We start from the raw sequence: 15,766 nt of genomic DNA, 5'->3' as shown, positions 1-15,766 counted from the left end.
GCAGAATAAAGGACAAATTTGTACCTTTGGGTATGGAAAGGTTAACGAAGGAATTTTTGATAGAACAAGGTTTTGTTAAAGATGAAAGGGCTATTGTAAGATGGACTTATAAAGGAATTGGAGGGAATTTTAGTGTTGGTGTTGATGGTATTGGAAGATTCTATTTTTTTGATTTCAATCCTGCCATTGAGTATCAATGTGATTTATTGTTTATGCAGAAACTGATTGACCATCAGCAAGAAGCTAAAATAGAGAAAGAAAAAATTATGGATGAACCAACTTTACTTGAGTGTATCCATAGAATTAGCGAAAAATATAATTTGTTTTATGAAACAGCTCTAAAGCTTGGTAGTGCTGATGAGAAAAAATCGCTCGAATACAGTTTTAAAGCTCTTGCTTTAAAAGAAATGCAAAATGATTTGATGAGATATTTATGAAATTAGACTGACGATGACAAGTAATTATAATGAAATACATCTATCTGTAAGTCCAGATAAGTGTAGCTTTAAAGAAGGGGATATATTTCAAGCTCCTGAGATTTGTAGCATGAGAATTTTGAAATTTAATGGTTTGGAGGTGAAAAGGGTTTCGCCTAACGTACAAATAGGTATTTGTTTTGGAACGAAATTAGAATTTGATTACAATGATTGGGAATCGGCAATACCTGTACTTCCAAAACGAAAAAAGCTACTCAGTCAGAGTAGCTTCATTTATTTTATTTGAACCATCAGGGTACGAATAGTTCAAAATTATCAAGGTTATCACCTTTAAAAAGTTTAGGATTACTTGTTACCACTACAACTTTACAACCCTCTTCTTTTAATTTGGTAATCTCTGTAAGCATTTGTTTGTGTAATCCGCAGGCTCTGCCCCTGAGTCGTATTTCTGTCAGATTGCTTAGTTCATTGCATTTTGCCATATCATTATAGTTTTACTACTGCTCCTTGGTTATATCTGGTTTCTTCATTCCCTGTAAAACCTTGGTATTTGTATTCACAATCAAATTTAATTGCTTCGTCAAAATCTAAATCAGCTACGTAAACCCAGTCAGAACCTGGTTCATTTCTGTTTAAAATACCCATATAATTACGAATATCTTCTCTATTACGGATATACTTAGCTACTCGTTCGGTGCTATTTAGTTTTGCAAATATTCTAATCATGTTTATTTATTTGTGGTAATGGATAAATGCTATATTCAACTAAAGCTTTTGTTTTATCAAATGAATGACCAAGGTTACTTTTCTCAATCATAACGTCGATGACGTGTTGAGATGGATTTGGTAATTCACCAATATCATTAAGTATTTCAGCGGCTTGAATTTCAGTTAGTTGGCATTTTGTCGAAATGTCAAAAAGTATTTTTTTGAGTTCTGGAGTTATTATTTGTGTCATCTTTTTTTATTTGAAAGTTACAAAAAAACCTCTCGAATATCAAGAGGCTTTTAAACAAGTCGGATTTTAAAGTTATTTGATTTTGTCCTTAATGACTGCCCACAGGTCAACGCCCGTGATGGTATGAGCATTCTCTAATAGCGATTTTAGTTCTACAATAATAGCAGCTAAGGTTACGGCGTAGGCAACATCAAAATTGAGTGTTGAAAACATAAGGATTTTGATGTATTGTAATAAAACAATACAAATAGCATAGGTGGCGACCTTGAGAAAGGTGCTTCGGAATCCTCTCGATGTGATGGCTTCATTACGTTTTTTAGCCGCCCAAATGCCTGTAATAAAATCTGCAATAATAAGGAAGGTTAGCAAAATGATAAAATCGGCAATGGGTGCAATGAAATTAAAGAGAGCTGCTAAAATAATGTAAAGAGCTGCCTTCCAAGTGGGTGCATAAAAGATTTGCTTGAGTAATGATATTTGAAGGATATTTTCCATTTTAATTCTGTTTTTTGTGCATGATTATGATGTGAAATACCGCAAAAGCGAATAGCCCAGAAAGGACAAAGAAGCCTCTTTCAAAAAGTGGAGTTGTTCCCCAAGTATTGATTTCCTGCGGTGCTTTGAGGGTTACGTATTCGGTTTTAGTAGCGGAGTCACAATCGGCTTTTACCTTTACGATTTTATCCCGGTATTCAATTTTGATACTGGCTCTGCCTTGTTTAATTTCCTTATAAAAAGGAATGGTATCGGCAACAAAATGATATTTTACAGAATCTTTTTGGATAGTCGCCGTCACTTGTTTTGTTACTACTACGGTATCAAATTTGGTTTTGGCATAGCGTGCTTTTGCCTTATTATAGGTCATACAGCTATTTAATAGCCACGTGAGCATAAGAGCAATAAGGATTATGATAATCCTTATGCGAGAGATGTAATGGTTATCCATATTTTTTCGTCTTGAGGGACTTTTGTCAATTTATCGAATAGTTTATCGAAGGCTGGTTTCGATTTCAAAACACAGTCTTGAGCGGGTAATTCTCCTGGTAATATGCACCCTTCAGTATCCTTGGGATAATTGCCTACGTGCATACGGATTCCTTCGTAAGCAGGGACGTTTAGAATTTCGGGTAAAAGCCTTTTGAAACGAGTTGAGAAGGTTATTTTGACTTGGTAACGACCTTCTGGAATGGCAGTTTTTCCAAATACTTTTCGCTTCTTGATTTCCTGCAGTGGCATATCTTGCGTAAGTCCACGGTCGGTGTCTTCGATGGTAAAACATTGGTGTTTGTCATCGACAAAAAGTTGAGACATGGTAGATAACTCTGTCTTTTTGGTTCGGATTAAGGTTAATTCCATAGTGTTGCGTCGTTATAGTCTGCTTCTTTGAAAGGCTCTTTGATGCTGATAGCTGTATCAATACCGATGATGTCTTCGTTCATAATATCAGCGTATTTTTCCATTTCAAATTTTGGTTCAATGTCCCGTAATGGGAAAATTTTAGTTGGGTCTTTTCGCTCTCTGGAGGCACGATATTCACGCAAAATCTTCATAAAAATGTGTTTTGCGTAGATTTCTGCTTGAAGGAAAATTGCTTTTCTTTCGGCAGCGTTTAAGCCTGTGGCACTTTTGCAAACGGTGTATCTGAAGTGACGATATTCGTTGAGTGCATTGGCTTCGTTTGCTTTTACTTTAGGCGTTGTTTCCTCCAGTAGTAAGCACCAATCCGAAAAATCAAGCTTATTTGTTACCTCTTCGGCGATGGTATCGGCATCCATTTCAGCAAATCGGTGCTTAGTTGGCGTGTGAGAAATCGGTTTGAAATTGGTGGCGATGTTCTCGAAATATGCGGTAATTACGTCCTGTGTCATTTTTGCTTGTGAGCTTCATTAGCTTCCTTTAGTAATCTTACTTCTTCGGCTCTATCGTTAAGGTGAGAAAGGGCATCTAAGGCATATTGATAATCGGTAGATTCGTCCTGATTGATATTACCTGATAATATTCTTACTGCTTTTTCAAAACTCATTTTGATTTTTATAGGTTGAATTTTCTTGATTACCGTACCTTCATTATCAATCTCGGTACTGTTGTACAAATCATTGTAGATTTTTGTAAGCTTAGTACGACTCTCAAGATAGAAATAGTAGATAGTCAAGCGTTTTTCAAGCGGTAATTTGCCTATGATTTTGGCTCTTTTAGCCGCTTTTTGAGGTGTTTGGCTTGCTTTTTTACTCCAAAAAGGGAGGTATAACCACGCTAAAAGGGTGTTTAAATTGTCTTCGGACTGGTCATTTGTGTACCTTGCAAAGAATTCTTCTGCCTTTCGGAACTGTCTGAAACTTACATTACTGAGCAACATTTGTGGGCCAACTAACCATTTGATTTTTGGTATTGGGTTCTCCAGAGCAAAGGTTTCTATTTGGTGAAAATTGGCAGAAAGTAAAGTCAGCTCGTAAAAATCTTCTTCGTGGATGGTGATGACAGTCCACTCAAAAAGCCCAAAGGTTAGCTTGTCTAAAAACGGAATTAGGTATTCATTTTTGAAAAAAAACCATTTGAGCCATGCCCTTTCTTGCACCTGCAATAAGTTCAAAATCATTAAAACGTTGAACTGCGGAATAGTCAGTTTGGCGTTAATGAGTTGAACATACCGAATTAATTGTTTTGAGTTTAATTCGCTTAATTGGGTTGGTACTTTGATTAATCTATGTCCGAATTGTATAGTTTGCATGGTCAAAACTTGTAAGAATACCAGGATAGTTAAAGGACACTAAAATAGGACGAAACCAGCATCGGGGTCGTTCATGTATTTGTATCCTTCTTCGGGTTCTGTGGGTACAATTCCTAAAGCAGTGAGGTTGTCGCTAATGGTTTTCTGCATTAGGTCGCCGTAACTGTTGGCGGTGTCTATGTATTCTTTTTGAGCGGTTTTAAGGCGTTCTAACTCAGCGGTTCGGTTTCCTGTTGTTTTGGATAGTGAGGTATCGTCAAAAACAGTAAAGGTATTGTAAGCATCTTTGATAACTGAGCCTTTAATAAGAGCATCGGCAATAGCATGATTAGCGATAATCGCTTGAATATATTCTACAACTTTTTTCTCGATTGGAATAAGCGTTTTATTTCCCGCTTTAGTTTTTAGGCTTTCGAGTAGAGAGCTGTCAATTAATTTACTAATTATCAAATCTTCAACTTTCCGAATGTGCGGTTTAAGGCGGTAATAAGTACGTCTTGAGGAATTAATATCTACCCATGTATTGAAAATATCGGTACTGTAAACAAATGAAATATTGAAAATATTGAAGCTTGATGAGTTACTCCATTGGGTGAAAACTGTGGGATTTTCCTCAAGTAGCTTACGCATATCTTCAACCGAATCATATCCTTCACGCTCGTAATCTTCACGTGATTTTTCCTTATCCTCTTTCGTTGCTTTTGAATCTTTTGCGGACTTGTCTTTTATAGCTCCTTTTTCGTGCTGGAGAACAAATCGCATATAGTCGTGAGCGATGGCAAAGCAACAAGCCGCACGTTTGACGGATTCGATGAGTAGGATATGAATATTTGAGCTACTTGCCTCTGAAACAATAAACTGCTCCTGAGACAAATAGGGTAATACTCGGCGATTGAAAACGACTTTAATGGTGTCTGCTAAATCGTCAGGTTTTAGGCTATTGGTTACGCCTGTGTACCTTTTAAGTTCATCTTCAGTTATTGTTATCATTGTTTTTAGCGGGTTTGTTGTCTGTTTGAGCAGGTTTGTTTTGGTCTTGGAATCCGTTGTTTCGTTTGTCCATTGCTATTTGATTCATGTCGGCAAGGAACGGTAATTTTACTCTGAATTTTAGCCTTTTGTCCCAATTATTGAAGCGTTTGGCAAAGTAGAATGGAGCTAAAAAAATGTTGGCATGGCGTTGATTTGTTGCCATATCACCGTTAAAATTCGCCTTATTTCCTGAGCCACTCGTACCTGAAGAATTGGAATTTGTCATTCCTAATGGGTCTTCACCAACTGCCCACATGGTATGGGTGTCGGCTTCCTGCATATTTTTGAGGTTTTCACCTGCAAAAGATTTGAAATCGACGGGTTTTAGCTCAAAACCGTTAACCTGCTCATTGGCTTGTGTGTCCCAATAGGATAGATTGACAAAGAATTTTCCTGCGTTTTCAGGTCCTTGGATAGACTGAGCGATGTGGGTTAAGCGTTCTTGCATCATATCAAGCCGTCCTTTTGTACTTGCTTGTTCCCATCGCTCACCATAAACGTGCTTGAGATAGCCCATTTTTAGGACTACTTCGCAAGGAACGGTAATGGAGCGTTCCATTACTTTTTCGTACCAAAGTGGTATTTGCATTGAATGTTTATGCCAGCCTTGTAGCACTGTTGGATACCAAACAGGAACTTGATAATAGGTGTTAGTACCTGGAATATTACATTGGTAGATGTAGAAATAGTCTTTGGTATTATCACGGATATAGTTGAAATCGTGGAATAATTCGTCGATTACGGGCAATTTGATGGCGGTGGAAATACCAGATTGCCAATGCCAATTTTTTGACCAATAGGCGTTTTCGATGATGCCGTTTGTCTTGTTTTGCACTTCCCAACGAACTTCTGGAGCTTTGGTATGCTTGAAGTATAAAACCTTTGTTTTGGGTTCATTGAAGGCAATTTGAGGAAAAATAGCCTTGTATTTTACGTAGTCAAGAAAAGCGGAATTTTGGTAGTTGATGATATGAGGGTCTTCCATGAATGTCTCTATTTCTTCCACGTATTTGGTTTCAAAAATTCCTTGGTCATTCAAGAAGCCATATTCTACACCACCCGCTAAAAGTTTGTCGGTACGGCGTTCGATTGCTCCAGATAGAGCTACGTTTTCGGCAATTCTATCGTCATAGTGACGTGGTGCAAGGTTGTCGTCTCCCCAATTGGCATAGGGTAAATTTTGGGTGTGGAGTTGTTCAACGGGTTGTTTTTGTGTAGAAATTGCAGGTTTTCCCAACTGCATATCAAAGGTAGATAAGCCTTGCACTGTACCATAAAGGTTACCTTGCATGACTACTAATTTCATGTCTTCAGCTTGATTATTCATAATGTGCAGCGACTACTTTTTTGTTTTGAAAACGAACGATAAGATTTGTGTGAACGGTGAATTTGGATTGACTATCGACCTGAACGATGTTGAAAGTTTGGTTTCGGTGGTGGTTTGGGTCACGGATTAGCTCTCTGACAATTGGTTGATAGTTTTTTGAACGTGGGCGACCGTTCTGATTTTTCATCAGTAGGCAATTGTCCAGATTGATAATTTCACCGCCTGTTTTTTTCTTACGATTAGCGGTAACGAAAGATATATTGAAAAAAATAGGACTCTCGCTATCCTTATAGCGAAGCAATTCTTTACGAACGTCGGAGATTGAGATTATTGATTCCATACCTCAAAATTGTGATTGAAGTAGGAGCAGAGAAAGGACAAGATTAGCCATTACCGTCAGTTTTAATTTTTCTTCTATCGGAAATGTGGAATGAAGCTAAGAGCAAATGGAGAATTTTTGATAGAAGGAAAATTAAATCCTCCATCGTTGGGGCGACGGCGAACCTACTAACGGGGTTAGCAAGTTTTGAGCCGTGAAAGGTTGGTTTTTAAACTTCGAAATCAAAAGGCATTAAATATTTAACTAAATCTAAGGTGGTTATAAATTGAAAATATGCTCCGCCTTTTTGGAAACAACCCTGATAAAGTGGAATATATTTTCCTTGTAAACTAAAATGGTCTATCGGTTCAGAATTGGCGAAAATAAAACCATCTAAGTAAATAGGGGGTAAAGATTCTAATAATTCATAATATCGCTGTTCGCTAATTTCTTCAATTGTGTTCTCAATTTTATAAAGGTGTTTTTGATGGCGTGTTTTGTGGAAAAAATCGGCATCACGTTGAGAATTAAATATATTAATAGTTCTATCATTTTTAGTTACGAGAATCATATTTTTAGGATTTTATAAGCGTTTCACAAAAATTTAAAGCCTTGTTGTTAATGTCGGCAACTGAACCAAAAGCATTACCAAAAACTGGGTTTTTCTGTGTTCGGGTGTGGGTTGTGTAATGAGTTATTCCGTTGAATAAGCCAAACAAATTATTACCAAGTGCATTTGTTTCTATTTCAATACTCTTGTGAATATCTGTAATAATATTGTTTTTTCTGCTTGATATTGTTTCGGGTTCTGCCAATTCTAAGGGCGTTAAATCAACGATACTATTAACCAATTTTTCTTTGTGTTCGTCCACAATTTCAAAATCCACATATTCACCGAAACGGTCGTAAAATCTTTGTCTTTGTTTTGTGAAATCATCGAAAGAATTTGCAAGGGAATCAATTTTTATATTGTGATTTTTAGTGTGATAAACCTGTAAACTTCTAAATTGCTTTGTGAATCGGTTGGCACATCTTACCATAACGTTTGAATTTCCGATAAAAAAGCCTGTTGAACCATCATGACTATTACCCACCATTAGATAATCTTTGAACTCGTGACCGCCTACACTCACGGGGTTGGTACATTTCAAGAATGCTATTACTTTTTTACCTCCTTGTACTTCGTCGAATAATTCAATCGGGAAACCTGTAATATTAGATAGCTTATCGACTGTTTCTAAAAATCTATCGTTAGGCGTATGCGTGTAGGTAGCTTTTGCAATATGTAATAATTCGTCAGTATCGGAGCGAAACAGGGCTTTATATCCTGCTACTGGTTGATAATTTGAGTAAAGGGGGCGTTCTACGACTTCCCAATTTAGTTTACTTTCCATTTCTGTATGTTTCTTTAGATAATGTATATTCAAGTTGTTTTAGCAGGTTAATTTTTTCGCTTTCTACATCAATCAAGGCTTGTATTTTCTCAATTGTTTTTAATTTCTGTTCATCATATTGCTTTGCAAAAGCTTCAAAAATGATGGTTTGAGCGTCTTTTAAACGAATAAAAGGTATTGCCGTACCATGTATAAATGGTTCGTAAACTCTCATTTTGAAAAGGCAATAACAAATCTGATACGCAAGGGGCGTATTAGTTTGAACTGCAAAACAATTTGGAATAGGATTTTTGAGCGGTCGCCCTGAGTAATTACCTTTTGATTGAATGTAAAAATTTGCTTTTATACCTGCTCGGTATGTGCAAATTTTCATACATCAATTAACTGTGATAACTAACATTTTATTAAAAATTTCAACGCTTACCGTATTTGTAGAGGAAAAACCCGCTTGTTTGAGCCATTCGCCTTGTAATAGAAGTTTTGGGGAAATTACAGGAATATCAAGGTTAGATTTATTATAACGATATTTTTTAGAAATTTTGATTTTTCGGGAATTTGACATAATTTTGGACCTGTTGAAGTTGTAAGACTTTTGACTTTTTTTGAGCCGTGCGAGTGTTAGAGCCTCGCACGGCTTTTTGTGTTTTAGGCAATAGTGAAATTTTGTATTTCTTCCTCTAAAAATTTCACGTGTTCACGTCCTCTTTCTTCTTGTAAGTTCAAAAATTCAAGATTTGATTGAAGGTGTAAAAATTCAATCTTACGCCCACTTGGTAAAATTCCTGTTAAAATAAGTCCAGCCCCTTCTTTTGCTTCTCGGTTAAACTCGGAAACCTCTTTCATTCGTGTTGATGCTTTTTCAAAGTATTCTTGTTTTAGAATACCCTCTTGAAGTCGCTCAAATACGTGTGAAATTGTTGGTTTAGGCTTAATTTCCTCAGCCTGTACAGTAATGATTTTTGATTCGTTAGCTTTTGGAGTTGTAGCTAATTGGGTAGGCATAGAAATAGCCTTACCGTTTTGTGCGGTTGTTGTGTTGTTTGACATGATTTTTGATTTTTTTGATTAAAAATTGATAGGAAAAACCCTGTTAGAGCAGGTTTTTACCGTTTTTCCATATACAAATATAGCTCTTTTTATTGGATTTTCAACCTTTTTTACAAAAAAAAATTAGTTAAAATGCACATTTTCAAGTAATTAACACATTTTTTGAAATTTCTGTTAAATGTGTCCGAAGGTTTATGACGTTGCACGCCCTATCCCTTGCCTGCGTTCGCCAATAAAAAACCCTTGATATGTGATTATATCAAGGGTTTGGGGTTGTTCTTGTTGGAGATTTGGGGGGTTATTTGCCTTTCATTAGGTCGAATACATCACTTTCACTTGATTCAAATTTCATCGTATCAAATTGTATAAATTGGTCGAATGATTCGGGTATGTGTGTGGCTTCATGGTAGGGTGTTATTCCGTCCGTTTCTGACTTCTTATTCTTCTTTAAGCCTTCTGACTCACTTTGTACCATTTGCGTCTGTTTGGCTGAATCATAGTACACGGCACACGTAACACGGTTAAAGGTATATTTCATGGGAAGCTCCCCTCTGAAAGCCTTTTTCGATTGATACATAGTTTTTTCATGGGTATAAGCCTGTCCTATATACTCTTCAGTTACCTTGAAGCCCTTTCCCTGCAAGGTTTGTACGCACTCTTGAGCAATGTATGGTCGCCTCCATTTTTTCCCCGCAATGAACGTGTGGTTATATATGAAGCGTATCTTCTTGGTAGGGTGTGGCTGTAAGTAGTCTGCTAACCTAATCATTAAATCCTTGTGGTCATGTGGTGCTATGTTGAATAGTACGAATACTAACCTACTTTCTGTACCTATTATTTGGCGAACGCTTACACAGTTCCCTGCAAAATTGGTATCTATGGCAATATCAAAGCCTAAGTTCTTCTTGATGTCAGTGAACCACTCATACTTGAATTGATGCAGCTCCTTGCTATTACGGAAATACAAATCATTGTTGGCATAGTATCCATGTACGTCCTCATCTAAGTCCACGTACATATTGTCTGTTACTTCCATACCGTCCTTATTCATTACCGATATTTTGAAGTTACGAGGTGTTAATGTACGTTTCATACCCTTTATGGTATCGACCCCAATTATATCAATGTTATCCATAGTAGATGCCTCTGATACGTACACTAAGTCCTTTCTAAGCGTATTGAGAGCCTTATCAAATGTTTCTATTGTCGTATCAATCTCCTTTTCACGTTTCTTAGAAATCTTCTTTGTAAGCTTTTCTAACATCATCTTGCTTCTTTTTAGCTCAATTTGTAGTACCAATTCAGCACGTGCAGGATTCATTTGTTTTCGATACTCTAAAATCCATTTTCCTTTTGCATCACGTGGCTTATCTGTTACGAAAAGTTTTGAGCAATAATACGATTTACCTCGCCATTTCGGATTTGTACCCGAAACAGAAGGTAAAATGTCAGTCTGGAGACGTTCTCCGTCAATCATACGGCATTCATCGACGGCAATACCGTCGTTTGCATCACCCGCCGATGGGGCGTTTTTATCCATTGAGGCAAGTTTGATAACGCTCCCCCAAATCGTAAAATACGCATCTTCTTTCTCGGCTGGGCGATAAGGAGTTGGTACACCCAACTCAGCAGGTGGATACTCATTTTTCCAGTAATGTATGCCTTTTATCCAGCCCATGCCTTCCCAGGCATTTTCAATCTCAGGAAGGATTTTTTTCTTGAGGTGGGTGTAACTCGTTGATAAGAAAACGAGGTTACAACGTGGCATCTGTTCAGACCGTTTTTTAAGCCATTCGGCGATACGTACAGACTTACCTGTACGTCGCCCCCACAAATCGACCTCAATATTTGCATCGATGGCGATAGCTCTTAATTGGGGCTTATTTCGGTGTAGATGCTTGATATTATCTTCGCTAAACTTCGTCATAGTCTATATCTTGAATATTGATGTTCTTGTTATCACCTTCAATCACGTTGAGTTTTTGGATTTCACGTAATAAATCCTCTTCGCTCATCTCAGGCTCAACTACAAGGTCTGGGCGGAACTGTACCACCGTTGGTTGTGGTTTGAAGTCATCGTAATTGATAGCGTTGACATTGGGTAGTAATTTCTCAGCGAACGATAACAAGTTCTTATCATTTTGATTGAGAGCTAATACCCCTGTTTTGGGGTCAACTAAGCATAGAGCCTCAATCTTTTCTCTTGTCTCAAGTAGTTTTCCATAAATTGATGTTCGCAAGAAATTAGCCTCTTGGAAAGGCTCAACGACTTGATAATACTCTGGAGCTCGTCTGAGGTAGTTTCGTGCGGTGTTGGGGTGTACGTTGAACTTTGTTGCAAAATCAGTTATACATTTGCTGGCGTATCCCCTGTCTTTAATCATTTGTGCAGCATACATGAGCATTTGATGCGACTGCAACTCTTTCTCGCTAAGATTGACTTCTTTTTTCTGTATTACGGCTAATAATATATCATCGAAGTCATCGTATGTAGTTAGGTCTTTCATGTTCTAAGTGCATTTTCAAATTTGATGGCATTTTTCCAATTCTCAACTATTTTTTGAGCTTCACCCGAACCGCTTTTTGCTTGTTGGATTACTACTTTTCTTACCTCTGCATCAGAGAGCAATTGCCCTTTTCTAATAGCTCCCTGAATTGAATCAGGATTGGTGTAGAGAATTGTTTCAATGTCTGTTTGAGTAAAAAATAATTTGCCTAATTCTTCGGCTTCAATTAGTATCTGTGTCATTTGCGTGAATAATAAATCTTCTACTGAGTTCGGCAGCGTCTTTGTTACTAAATATTACGCCTGCCTCAATTCGTCTATTTTTTGTTAGGTTAGCACTGCAAAAGATGCTCACGGATGTTTGCTCATTTTGCAGTATTGTTACTTTTGCATGGCATTTTGATAAGATTACCTCATCAAAAAACTGTTCAGCGAAGGCGAATGCCCCGCCTCTTGTCTTAATTTTGTGTTCAAATAATCCTGTCAGCTTCTTTATTTTTCCTTCCATTTTCAGGTTATGAATTACCCGTAATGGTTCTTCTGTCATTGCCCATGTGCATAGTGTTACGTCGCAAGGTCCAATGAGTTCAGCGACGTGCTTAATGAGCTGGTGCATCGACCATTTTCCTTTTGTGAAAAACAGTATCAGTTCTCCGTCTTTAAGCGTTGGAATTGCTTTTTTGAGTTCATCATCTATTGCAAATTTGAAAGATGTTGGCTCGAAAACAGAGGTCAAAAAGCTAACCGCTAAGTCTTGCTCAGGCGGTAACTGTTGGGAAGGTAAGGCGTTCGTGAAAAAAAGCATTAGCGTTAATAAGTCGTGTTTTTAGGCGTTGAGATTCTTCTATTCTTTTTAGTACGTTTTCCTTTTTCTTATCATCATCGTAGAATTTTCGGACGTACTTATAGTTAGCATCATAGAGCTGGTTTGCTTCTACAATTGTTAAGCTATTGATGTCAATTACTTTGGGTTCATCAGGTAGGCGTAAGTATTGGTCATAGAAGTTAGTCAAATCCCATAGCGGTTTGATTTCGTCAAAAATGTCTAAGATGCGTAGAGCATACTCAGTACGTAGTTTTCGAGGAGTTTGCTCTATGAGCAGGGCATGAAGTCGCATGAATTCATAGTATAGATTTCTACGCATTTTGACGGCTTCCTTAATCTTGAATGGTGCATTGGGAAGCAATGAAGCTCTTATGCCGTGATTCTCCACATTTGCCACAAATAGAGCTGCTTCATGAATAATTGTTTGATTGCTGGCGATTGGGTTTTCAGACTTGCCAATTTCAAGTAATAATTCATTCATTGCCTCTATGAGCTGCTCTTCTCGGTAGGATGTATGCCCCTGTTCAAACATGGTCATAAGCATATAGTCACTCCCCAAACGGTTATAAATTTCTACTCCAGTCTGAAAATCTCTGTTGCCTGCTAACCATAGTGAAATCAATTGAAAGTCATCATTCATACAAAAAATAAAGGGCGGGCAAATTGCCAGCCCTTTGATAATAGGTGTTATTGGAATTTGATTTGGGTGTATCCTTTATCAATTAACATTTGAGCTGTCTCATCGTCGAGAGCATCATGGTGGTATCGAACACCGCCGAACCAAAAATCACCTCTTTCGCAAAGGATTTGTAATTCCTTATTAGGTGTAGTTTGGACAATATCAACATCTTTCGATTTGTCCTTAATGGTATCAAGTGATTTTATCTCTGGAGTTTGGACAAGAGAAGTATCCTTCAATTCGTTATTATTAGTTGGAGTTGGCATTTTAATGATTTTTTAAGTTCTGAAATTATTAAAATTAGACTACTGGAGTCAATGGTACAGCTCCTCTATAATCAGACGTTGGAAATGGCATTGCTTCAAATTTGAAGTCAATTTTCTTACTTATATCACTTGATTTTTTGTTCGTTCCTTTGTTTTCTACAAGTCTGGCAGGAAAGCCCGGGCGACCCATAATTTGCATAGGACCTTCTGAAGGAACTAAAACTAAGATACAAGTTGAAATAGAATGTAATACGCCTTTATTGTGAGTTGTGTTCTGAATACTACCTCCATAAGTGGTTTTACAATTTTTTGACTCAGGTTTTGGATACTCGTGGTCAACTTCGCCCGTATCATCAATAACTCTAATCTTCGTCATTTTTTTGCCTGCCTTTAGCGTAATGTCTCCTACTAAGGTGAATGCTTTTTCGGCATCGCTTAAAGTACCATAGCCCTCAACTAAGGCTTTTTCGGCATCGGTTAAAGTTTTGTCATCCGCAAATTTTGGGAATTTGAGAATGTCAGTGGGCTTAATGATATAAGCCTCGTTGTAGAATCCTGAGATGGTATGTTGACCTTCACAGAATTCTACGTCTTCGTATGATTTATCTACACAATTCATTGTATTTTGTTATTTAAGATGGATTAAGGTTTGAATTACTTCGCTTCAGTAAAAGCTTTCGGGTGCATTTCATAAAGCATTGCAATAACCTCTTTTGCAGTCATGTTTAGCTCATTTTTGGCAACGTCATCATTAACCATAGCTTCATACGAAATAGATTGATTTTCACCATCTTCGTTTTTGATAACCATTCTTGAGCAAAATTGAAGTTCTAAAGTTTTGCCTTCAACTACGATTTTTGGAAACCCATTTATTCCCACTTTGGTAGCAACCTTCTCCTCTAACTTCTTGATTTGTTTTGCAGCGTTATTAGCTGTTTCTCTTGCTCCTTCCAATTTGGCAGCTCTAATAGCAGCTTCAAATTCAGCTTGAGTTTTGGGCAAATTATTGGATTCTGTTGAGTCTGACTCTTTTGGAGCTGGAGCTGAAATTTCAGTATTGTCAGCATCAGTTTTCACCTGAGTTTCTTCATTTTGTTTTGCGTCAATTGGAGTCTTTTGCTCCTCCTGAGTAATGGATTGTTGTGCCATTGTTTTGTATTAGGAAAAAAGATTGGAGCTATGCCCCAATCTTATTGATGAATGGAAAATTAAAGTGCTGGTAAGCCTGTGTAGTTACCGTTGTGCATAGAACGTGAGGGGTCTAATAAGCCATAGCCTAAGCCATAGTCAGAGGTAGCTTGTACTTTTTTCAAGTCCTTCAAGCCCACTTTCCAGTTACCAACGTTTCCGAAATTTGAGATTAATTTAATGGCGTTGACTTTCGTAGTGAACCAAACTAAGTTTGTTCCGTTTTGGTCAATTGAGCCATTCACTCGTCCATTTCTTAGGTGTAGTTTGTTGTCCACGCCTGTTTTAGCGTAGTAAGAATTGTACTTAATATCCTTGCCGATTAAGTATTGTTCCTCGAATGTGCGTGAAACCATGAAACAATCAATATTGTCCTTCATTTCATCGTCCAACATATCGTACATATCCTCAATGAATTCGACGTGTTCAACTGGTGTAGTTGGCATCGTCATAAAGCCCGGAATAACCGAAGGTTTTTTGATTGAAGTTGATGGATTTGAAGTAAGTTTACGCAAATACGTTCCGAAACCATCCATTAATCCACCCACTGGAGATGACATTAACTTTCCTTGAGCATCGTACTGCTTAGGTGCTTCTTTTCCTTTGAAGGCTTCTTTTTTGTGCAAATTGTAGAGAGATGCAGTCAAATAAGCTTCTAAGAAAATAGCTAAGATGGGCGATTGACTTCTGTCCAAATTGTCTTTTTTCAACAAGAATTGCAAAGCAGTCTTACGAATTTTATCGGGTGTTTGGGCTGTATCCAACATGATTTCATAGATTTTGATTTCATTTGGAGTGAAGTCCATACCCCCTAATTCTAAGAATTCTTCAGAGAATTGTTGGAAACGGGCATCTTTCAAGTCAACGATTACAGAATCTTTCTGCGTTTCGTCGATGGTGATAGTGGTAAAGCCTTCGTCAAATTTGCTTTGGGCATATAGAGGAAAAATAATATCCTCTCTTTTGATGATTCCTGAACGGTATTTATCACCGAACGTATCAATCATCTTCTGTGGGTCTAAATCAACTGCGATTTGTGACATAGGGGTAATTAGTTTT

General features: G+C 37.5%; 26 protein-coding genes. 2 read left to right on the top strand and 24 right to left on the bottom strand.

Features of this window, described 5'->3' with window-relative positions; all coding sequences use genetic code 11:
- Positions 1-32: 32 nt before the first annotated feature.
- Both VB796_RS06645 and VB796_RS06640 read left to right on the top strand, forming a co-directional pair.
- Positions 33-437 carry a hypothetical protein gene (locus tag VB796_RS06645; RefSeq protein ID WP_323345734.1) on the top strand — a complete coding sequence of 135 codons (405 nt, stop codon included), beginning with the start codon at positions 33-35 and terminating at the stop codon, positions 435-437.
- A gap of 13 nt (positions 438-450) precedes the next feature.
- Positions 451-723, top strand: coding sequence for a hypothetical protein (locus tag VB796_RS06640; protein WP_323345733.1), 273 nt, complete (start codon positions 451-453; stop codon positions 721-723).
- 200 nt (positions 724-923) lie between these two features.
- Here the strand turns inward: VB796_RS06640 and VB796_RS06635 are convergent, their stop codons facing one another.
- From VB796_RS06635 to VB796_RS06520, 24 genes are all read right to left on the bottom strand, one after another.
- Entirely contained in the window at positions 924-1,163 is a 240-nt protein-coding gene (locus VB796_RS06635; RefSeq protein WP_323345732.1) for a hypothetical protein, read from the bottom strand.
- Positions 1,156-1,395, bottom strand: coding sequence for a hypothetical protein (locus VB796_RS06630; RefSeq protein ID WP_323345731.1), 240 nt, complete (start codon positions 1,393-1,395; stop codon positions 1,156-1,158). Before VB796_RS06630 ends, VB796_RS06635 begins: the two co-directional genes overlap by 8 nt.
- A gap of 72 nt (positions 1,396-1,467) precedes the next feature.
- Positions 1,468-1,890, bottom strand: a complete 423-nt coding sequence (locus VB796_RS06625) for a phage holin family protein (protein ID WP_323345730.1) — start codon at positions 1,888-1,890, stop codon at positions 1,468-1,470.
- 1 nt (position 1,891) lies between these two features.
- Positions 1,892-2,260: a hypothetical protein gene (locus VB796_RS06620; RefSeq protein ID WP_323345729.1), complete on the bottom strand. Its 369-nt coding sequence runs from the start codon at positions 2,258-2,260 to the stop codon at positions 1,892-1,894.
- A gap of 53 nt (positions 2,261-2,313) precedes the next feature.
- A complete protein-coding gene (locus VB796_RS06615; RefSeq protein WP_323345728.1) occupies positions 2,314-2,751 on the bottom strand; it encodes a DUF5675 family protein in 438 nt (145 codons plus the stop codon).
- Complete coding sequence (locus VB796_RS06610) at positions 2,742-3,263, bottom strand: hypothetical protein (protein ID WP_323345727.1); 522 nt, start codon at positions 3,261-3,263, stop codon at positions 2,742-2,744. The genes VB796_RS06615 and VB796_RS06610 overlap by 10 nt, the downstream gene beginning before the upstream one ends.
- On the bottom strand, positions 3,260-4,123 hold the full coding sequence (locus tag VB796_RS06605) for a hypothetical protein (protein ID WP_323345726.1): 864 nt from the start codon (positions 4,121-4,123) through the stop codon (positions 3,260-3,262). Before VB796_RS06605 ends, VB796_RS06610 begins: the two co-directional genes overlap by 4 nt.
- 39 nt (positions 4,124-4,162) lie before the next feature.
- Entirely contained in the window at positions 4,163-5,113 is a 951-nt protein-coding gene (locus VB796_RS06600) for a DUF6712 family protein (RefSeq protein ID WP_323345725.1), read from the bottom strand.
- Positions 5,097-6,482, bottom strand: coding sequence for a hypothetical protein (locus VB796_RS06595; protein WP_323345724.1), 1,386 nt, complete (start codon positions 6,480-6,482; stop codon positions 5,097-5,099). Before VB796_RS06595 ends, VB796_RS06600 begins: the two co-directional genes overlap by 17 nt.
- Positions 6,475-6,822 carry a hypothetical protein gene (locus tag VB796_RS06590; protein ID WP_323345723.1) on the bottom strand — a complete coding sequence of 116 codons (348 nt, stop codon included), beginning with the start codon at positions 6,820-6,822 and terminating at the stop codon, positions 6,475-6,477. Before VB796_RS06590 ends, VB796_RS06595 begins: the two co-directional genes overlap by 8 nt.
- 208 nt (positions 6,823-7,030) lie before the next feature.
- The gene (locus VB796_RS06585; RefSeq protein ID WP_323345722.1) at positions 7,031-7,372 is read right to left on the bottom strand and encodes a hypothetical protein; all 342 of its coding nucleotides are present in this window, start codon (positions 7,370-7,372) and stop codon (positions 7,031-7,033) included.
- A gap of 4 nt (positions 7,373-7,376) precedes the next feature.
- Entirely contained in the window at positions 7,377-8,195 is an 819-nt protein-coding gene (locus VB796_RS06580) for a DUF932 domain-containing protein (RefSeq protein ID WP_323345721.1), read from the bottom strand.
- Entirely contained in the window at positions 8,185-8,568 is a 384-nt protein-coding gene (locus VB796_RS06575; RefSeq protein WP_323345720.1) for a DUF6943 family protein, read from the bottom strand. Before VB796_RS06575 ends, VB796_RS06580 begins: the two co-directional genes overlap by 11 nt.
- A gap of 3 nt (positions 8,569-8,571) precedes the next feature.
- Positions 8,572-8,757, bottom strand: coding sequence for a SymE family type I addiction module toxin (locus VB796_RS06570; protein WP_109742743.1), 186 nt, complete (start codon positions 8,755-8,757; stop codon positions 8,572-8,574).
- Between the two features lie 83 nt (positions 8,758-8,840).
- The gene (locus tag VB796_RS06565; RefSeq protein ID WP_323345719.1) at positions 8,841-9,242 is read right to left on the bottom strand and encodes a hypothetical protein; all 402 of its coding nucleotides are present in this window, start codon (positions 9,240-9,242) and stop codon (positions 8,841-8,843) included.
- A gap of 298 nt (positions 9,243-9,540) precedes the next feature.
- Complete coding sequence (locus VB796_RS06560) at positions 9,541-11,169, bottom strand: hypothetical protein (protein WP_323345718.1); 1,629 nt, start codon at positions 11,167-11,169, stop codon at positions 9,541-9,543.
- Positions 11,156-11,749, bottom strand: coding sequence for a hypothetical protein (locus VB796_RS06555; protein ID WP_323345717.1), 594 nt, complete (start codon positions 11,747-11,749; stop codon positions 11,156-11,158). The genes VB796_RS06560 and VB796_RS06555 overlap by 14 nt, the downstream gene beginning before the upstream one ends.
- A complete protein-coding gene (locus VB796_RS06550; protein ID WP_323345716.1) occupies positions 11,746-11,991 on the bottom strand; it encodes a hypothetical protein in 246 nt (81 codons plus the stop codon). The genes VB796_RS06555 and VB796_RS06550 overlap by 4 nt, the downstream gene beginning before the upstream one ends.
- On the bottom strand, positions 11,972-12,553 hold the full coding sequence (locus VB796_RS06545) for a hypothetical protein (protein WP_323345715.1): 582 nt from the start codon (positions 12,551-12,553) through the stop codon (positions 11,972-11,974). Before VB796_RS06545 ends, VB796_RS06550 begins: the two co-directional genes overlap by 20 nt.
- Positions 12,507-13,214, bottom strand: a complete 708-nt coding sequence (locus tag VB796_RS06540; protein ID WP_323345714.1) for a hypothetical protein — start codon at positions 13,212-13,214, stop codon at positions 12,507-12,509. Before VB796_RS06540 ends, VB796_RS06545 begins: the two co-directional genes overlap by 47 nt.
- A 47-nt stretch (positions 13,215-13,261) precedes the next feature.
- Positions 13,262-13,519 (bottom strand): hypothetical protein, encoded by a 258-nt coding sequence (locus VB796_RS06535; protein WP_323345713.1) that lies wholly within the window; start codon positions 13,517-13,519, stop codon positions 13,262-13,264.
- A gap of 34 nt (positions 13,520-13,553) precedes the next feature.
- On the bottom strand, positions 13,554-14,138 hold the full coding sequence (locus tag VB796_RS06530) for a hypothetical protein (protein WP_323345712.1): 585 nt from the start codon (positions 14,136-14,138) through the stop codon (positions 13,554-13,556).
- Positions 14,139-14,173: 35 nt separating this feature from the next.
- Positions 14,174-14,668, bottom strand: coding sequence for a hypothetical protein (locus VB796_RS06525; RefSeq protein WP_323345711.1), 495 nt, complete (start codon positions 14,666-14,668; stop codon positions 14,174-14,176).
- A 59-nt stretch (positions 14,669-14,727) separates the two neighbouring features.
- Positions 14,728-15,750, bottom strand: a complete 1,023-nt coding sequence (locus VB796_RS06520) for a hypothetical protein (RefSeq protein ID WP_323345710.1) — start codon at positions 15,748-15,750, stop codon at positions 14,728-14,730.
- Positions 15,751-15,766: the final 16 nt, after the last annotated feature.

It is taken from the genome of Arcicella sp. LKC2W (genome assembly GCF_034931005.1).
Lineage (GTDB): Bacteria > Bacteroidota > Bacteroidia > Cytophagales > Spirosomataceae > Arcicella.
The sequence above is the reverse complement of the archived record's forward strand: the minus strand, read 5'-3'. Positions and strand labels throughout refer to the sequence as shown.

Excerpts from the sequence above, each read along its gene's own strand:
- VB796_RS06645 (WP_323345734.1), top strand. The coding sequence starts at position 33 with ATGGAAAGGTTAACGAAGGAATTTTTGATAGAACAAGGTTTTGTTAAA.
- VB796_RS06640 (WP_323345733.1), top strand. The coding sequence starts at position 451 with ATGACAAGTAATTATAATGAAATACATCTATCTGTAAGTCCAGATAAG.
- VB796_RS06635 (WP_323345732.1), bottom strand. The coding sequence starts at position 1,163 with ATGATTAGAATATTTGCAAAACTAAATAGCACCGAACGAGTAGCTAAG.
- VB796_RS06630 (WP_323345731.1), bottom strand. The coding sequence starts at position 1,395 with ATGACACAAATAATAACTCCAGAACTCAAAAAAATACTTTTTGACATT.
- VB796_RS06625 (WP_323345730.1), bottom strand. The coding sequence starts at position 1,890 with ATGGAAAATATCCTTCAAATATCATTACTCAAGCAAATCTTTTATGCA.
- VB796_RS06620 (WP_323345729.1), bottom strand. The coding sequence starts at position 2,260 with ATGACCTATAATAAGGCAAAAGCACGCTATGCCAAAACCAAATTTGAT.
- VB796_RS06615 (WP_323345728.1), bottom strand. The coding sequence starts at position 2,751 with ATGGAATTAACCTTAATCCGAACCAAAAAGACAGAGTTATCTACCATG.
- VB796_RS06610 (WP_323345727.1), bottom strand. The coding sequence starts at position 3,263 with ATGACACAGGACGTAATTACCGCATATTTCGAGAACATCGCCACCAAT.
- VB796_RS06605 (WP_323345726.1), bottom strand. The coding sequence starts at position 4,123 with ATGCAAACTATACAATTCGGACATAGATTAATCAAAGTACCAACCCAA.
- VB796_RS06600 (WP_323345725.1), bottom strand. The coding sequence starts at position 5,113 with ATGATAACAATAACTGAAGATGAACTTAAAAGGTACACAGGCGTAACC.
- VB796_RS06595 (WP_323345724.1), bottom strand. The coding sequence starts at position 6,482 with ATGAATAATCAAGCTGAAGACATGAAATTAGTAGTCATGCAAGGTAAC.
- VB796_RS06590 (WP_323345723.1), bottom strand. The coding sequence starts at position 6,822 with ATGGAATCAATAATCTCAATCTCCGACGTTCGTAAAGAATTGCTTCGC.
- VB796_RS06585 (WP_323345722.1), bottom strand. The coding sequence starts at position 7,372 with ATGATTCTCGTAACTAAAAATGATAGAACTATTAATATATTTAATTCT.
- VB796_RS06580 (WP_323345721.1), bottom strand. The coding sequence starts at position 8,195 with ATGGAAAGTAAACTAAATTGGGAAGTCGTAGAACGCCCCCTTTACTCA.
- VB796_RS06575 (WP_323345720.1), bottom strand. The coding sequence starts at position 8,568 with ATGAAAATTTGCACATACCGAGCAGGTATAAAAGCAAATTTTTACATT.
- VB796_RS06570 (WP_109742743.1), bottom strand. The coding sequence starts at position 8,757 with ATGTCAAATTCCCGAAAAATCAAAATTTCTAAAAAATATCGTTATAAT.
- VB796_RS06565 (WP_323345719.1), bottom strand. The coding sequence starts at position 9,242 with ATGTCAAACAACACAACAACCGCACAAAACGGTAAGGCTATTTCTATG.
- VB796_RS06560 (WP_323345718.1), bottom strand. The coding sequence starts at position 11,169 with ATGACGAAGTTTAGCGAAGATAATATCAAGCATCTACACCGAAATAAG.
- VB796_RS06555 (WP_323345717.1), bottom strand. The coding sequence starts at position 11,749 with ATGAAAGACCTAACTACATACGATGACTTCGATGATATATTATTAGCC.
- VB796_RS06550 (WP_323345716.1), bottom strand. The coding sequence starts at position 11,991 with ATGACACAGATACTAATTGAAGCCGAAGAATTAGGCAAATTATTTTTT.
- VB796_RS06545 (WP_323345715.1), bottom strand. The coding sequence starts at position 12,553 with ATGCTTTTTTTCACGAACGCCTTACCTTCCCAACAGTTACCGCCTGAG.
- VB796_RS06540 (WP_323345714.1), bottom strand. The coding sequence starts at position 13,214 with ATGAATGATGACTTTCAATTGATTTCACTATGGTTAGCAGGCAACAGA.
- VB796_RS06535 (WP_323345713.1), bottom strand. The coding sequence starts at position 13,519 with ATGCCAACTCCAACTAATAATAACGAATTGAAGGATACTTCTCTTGTC.
- VB796_RS06530 (WP_323345712.1), bottom strand. The coding sequence starts at position 14,138 with ATGAATTGTGTAGATAAATCATACGAAGACGTAGAATTCTGTGAAGGT.
- VB796_RS06525 (WP_323345711.1), bottom strand. The coding sequence starts at position 14,668 with ATGGCACAACAATCCATTACTCAGGAGGAGCAAAAGACTCCAATTGAC.
- VB796_RS06520 (WP_323345710.1), bottom strand. The coding sequence starts at position 15,750 with ATGTCACAAATCGCAGTTGATTTAGACCCACAGAAGATGATTGATACG.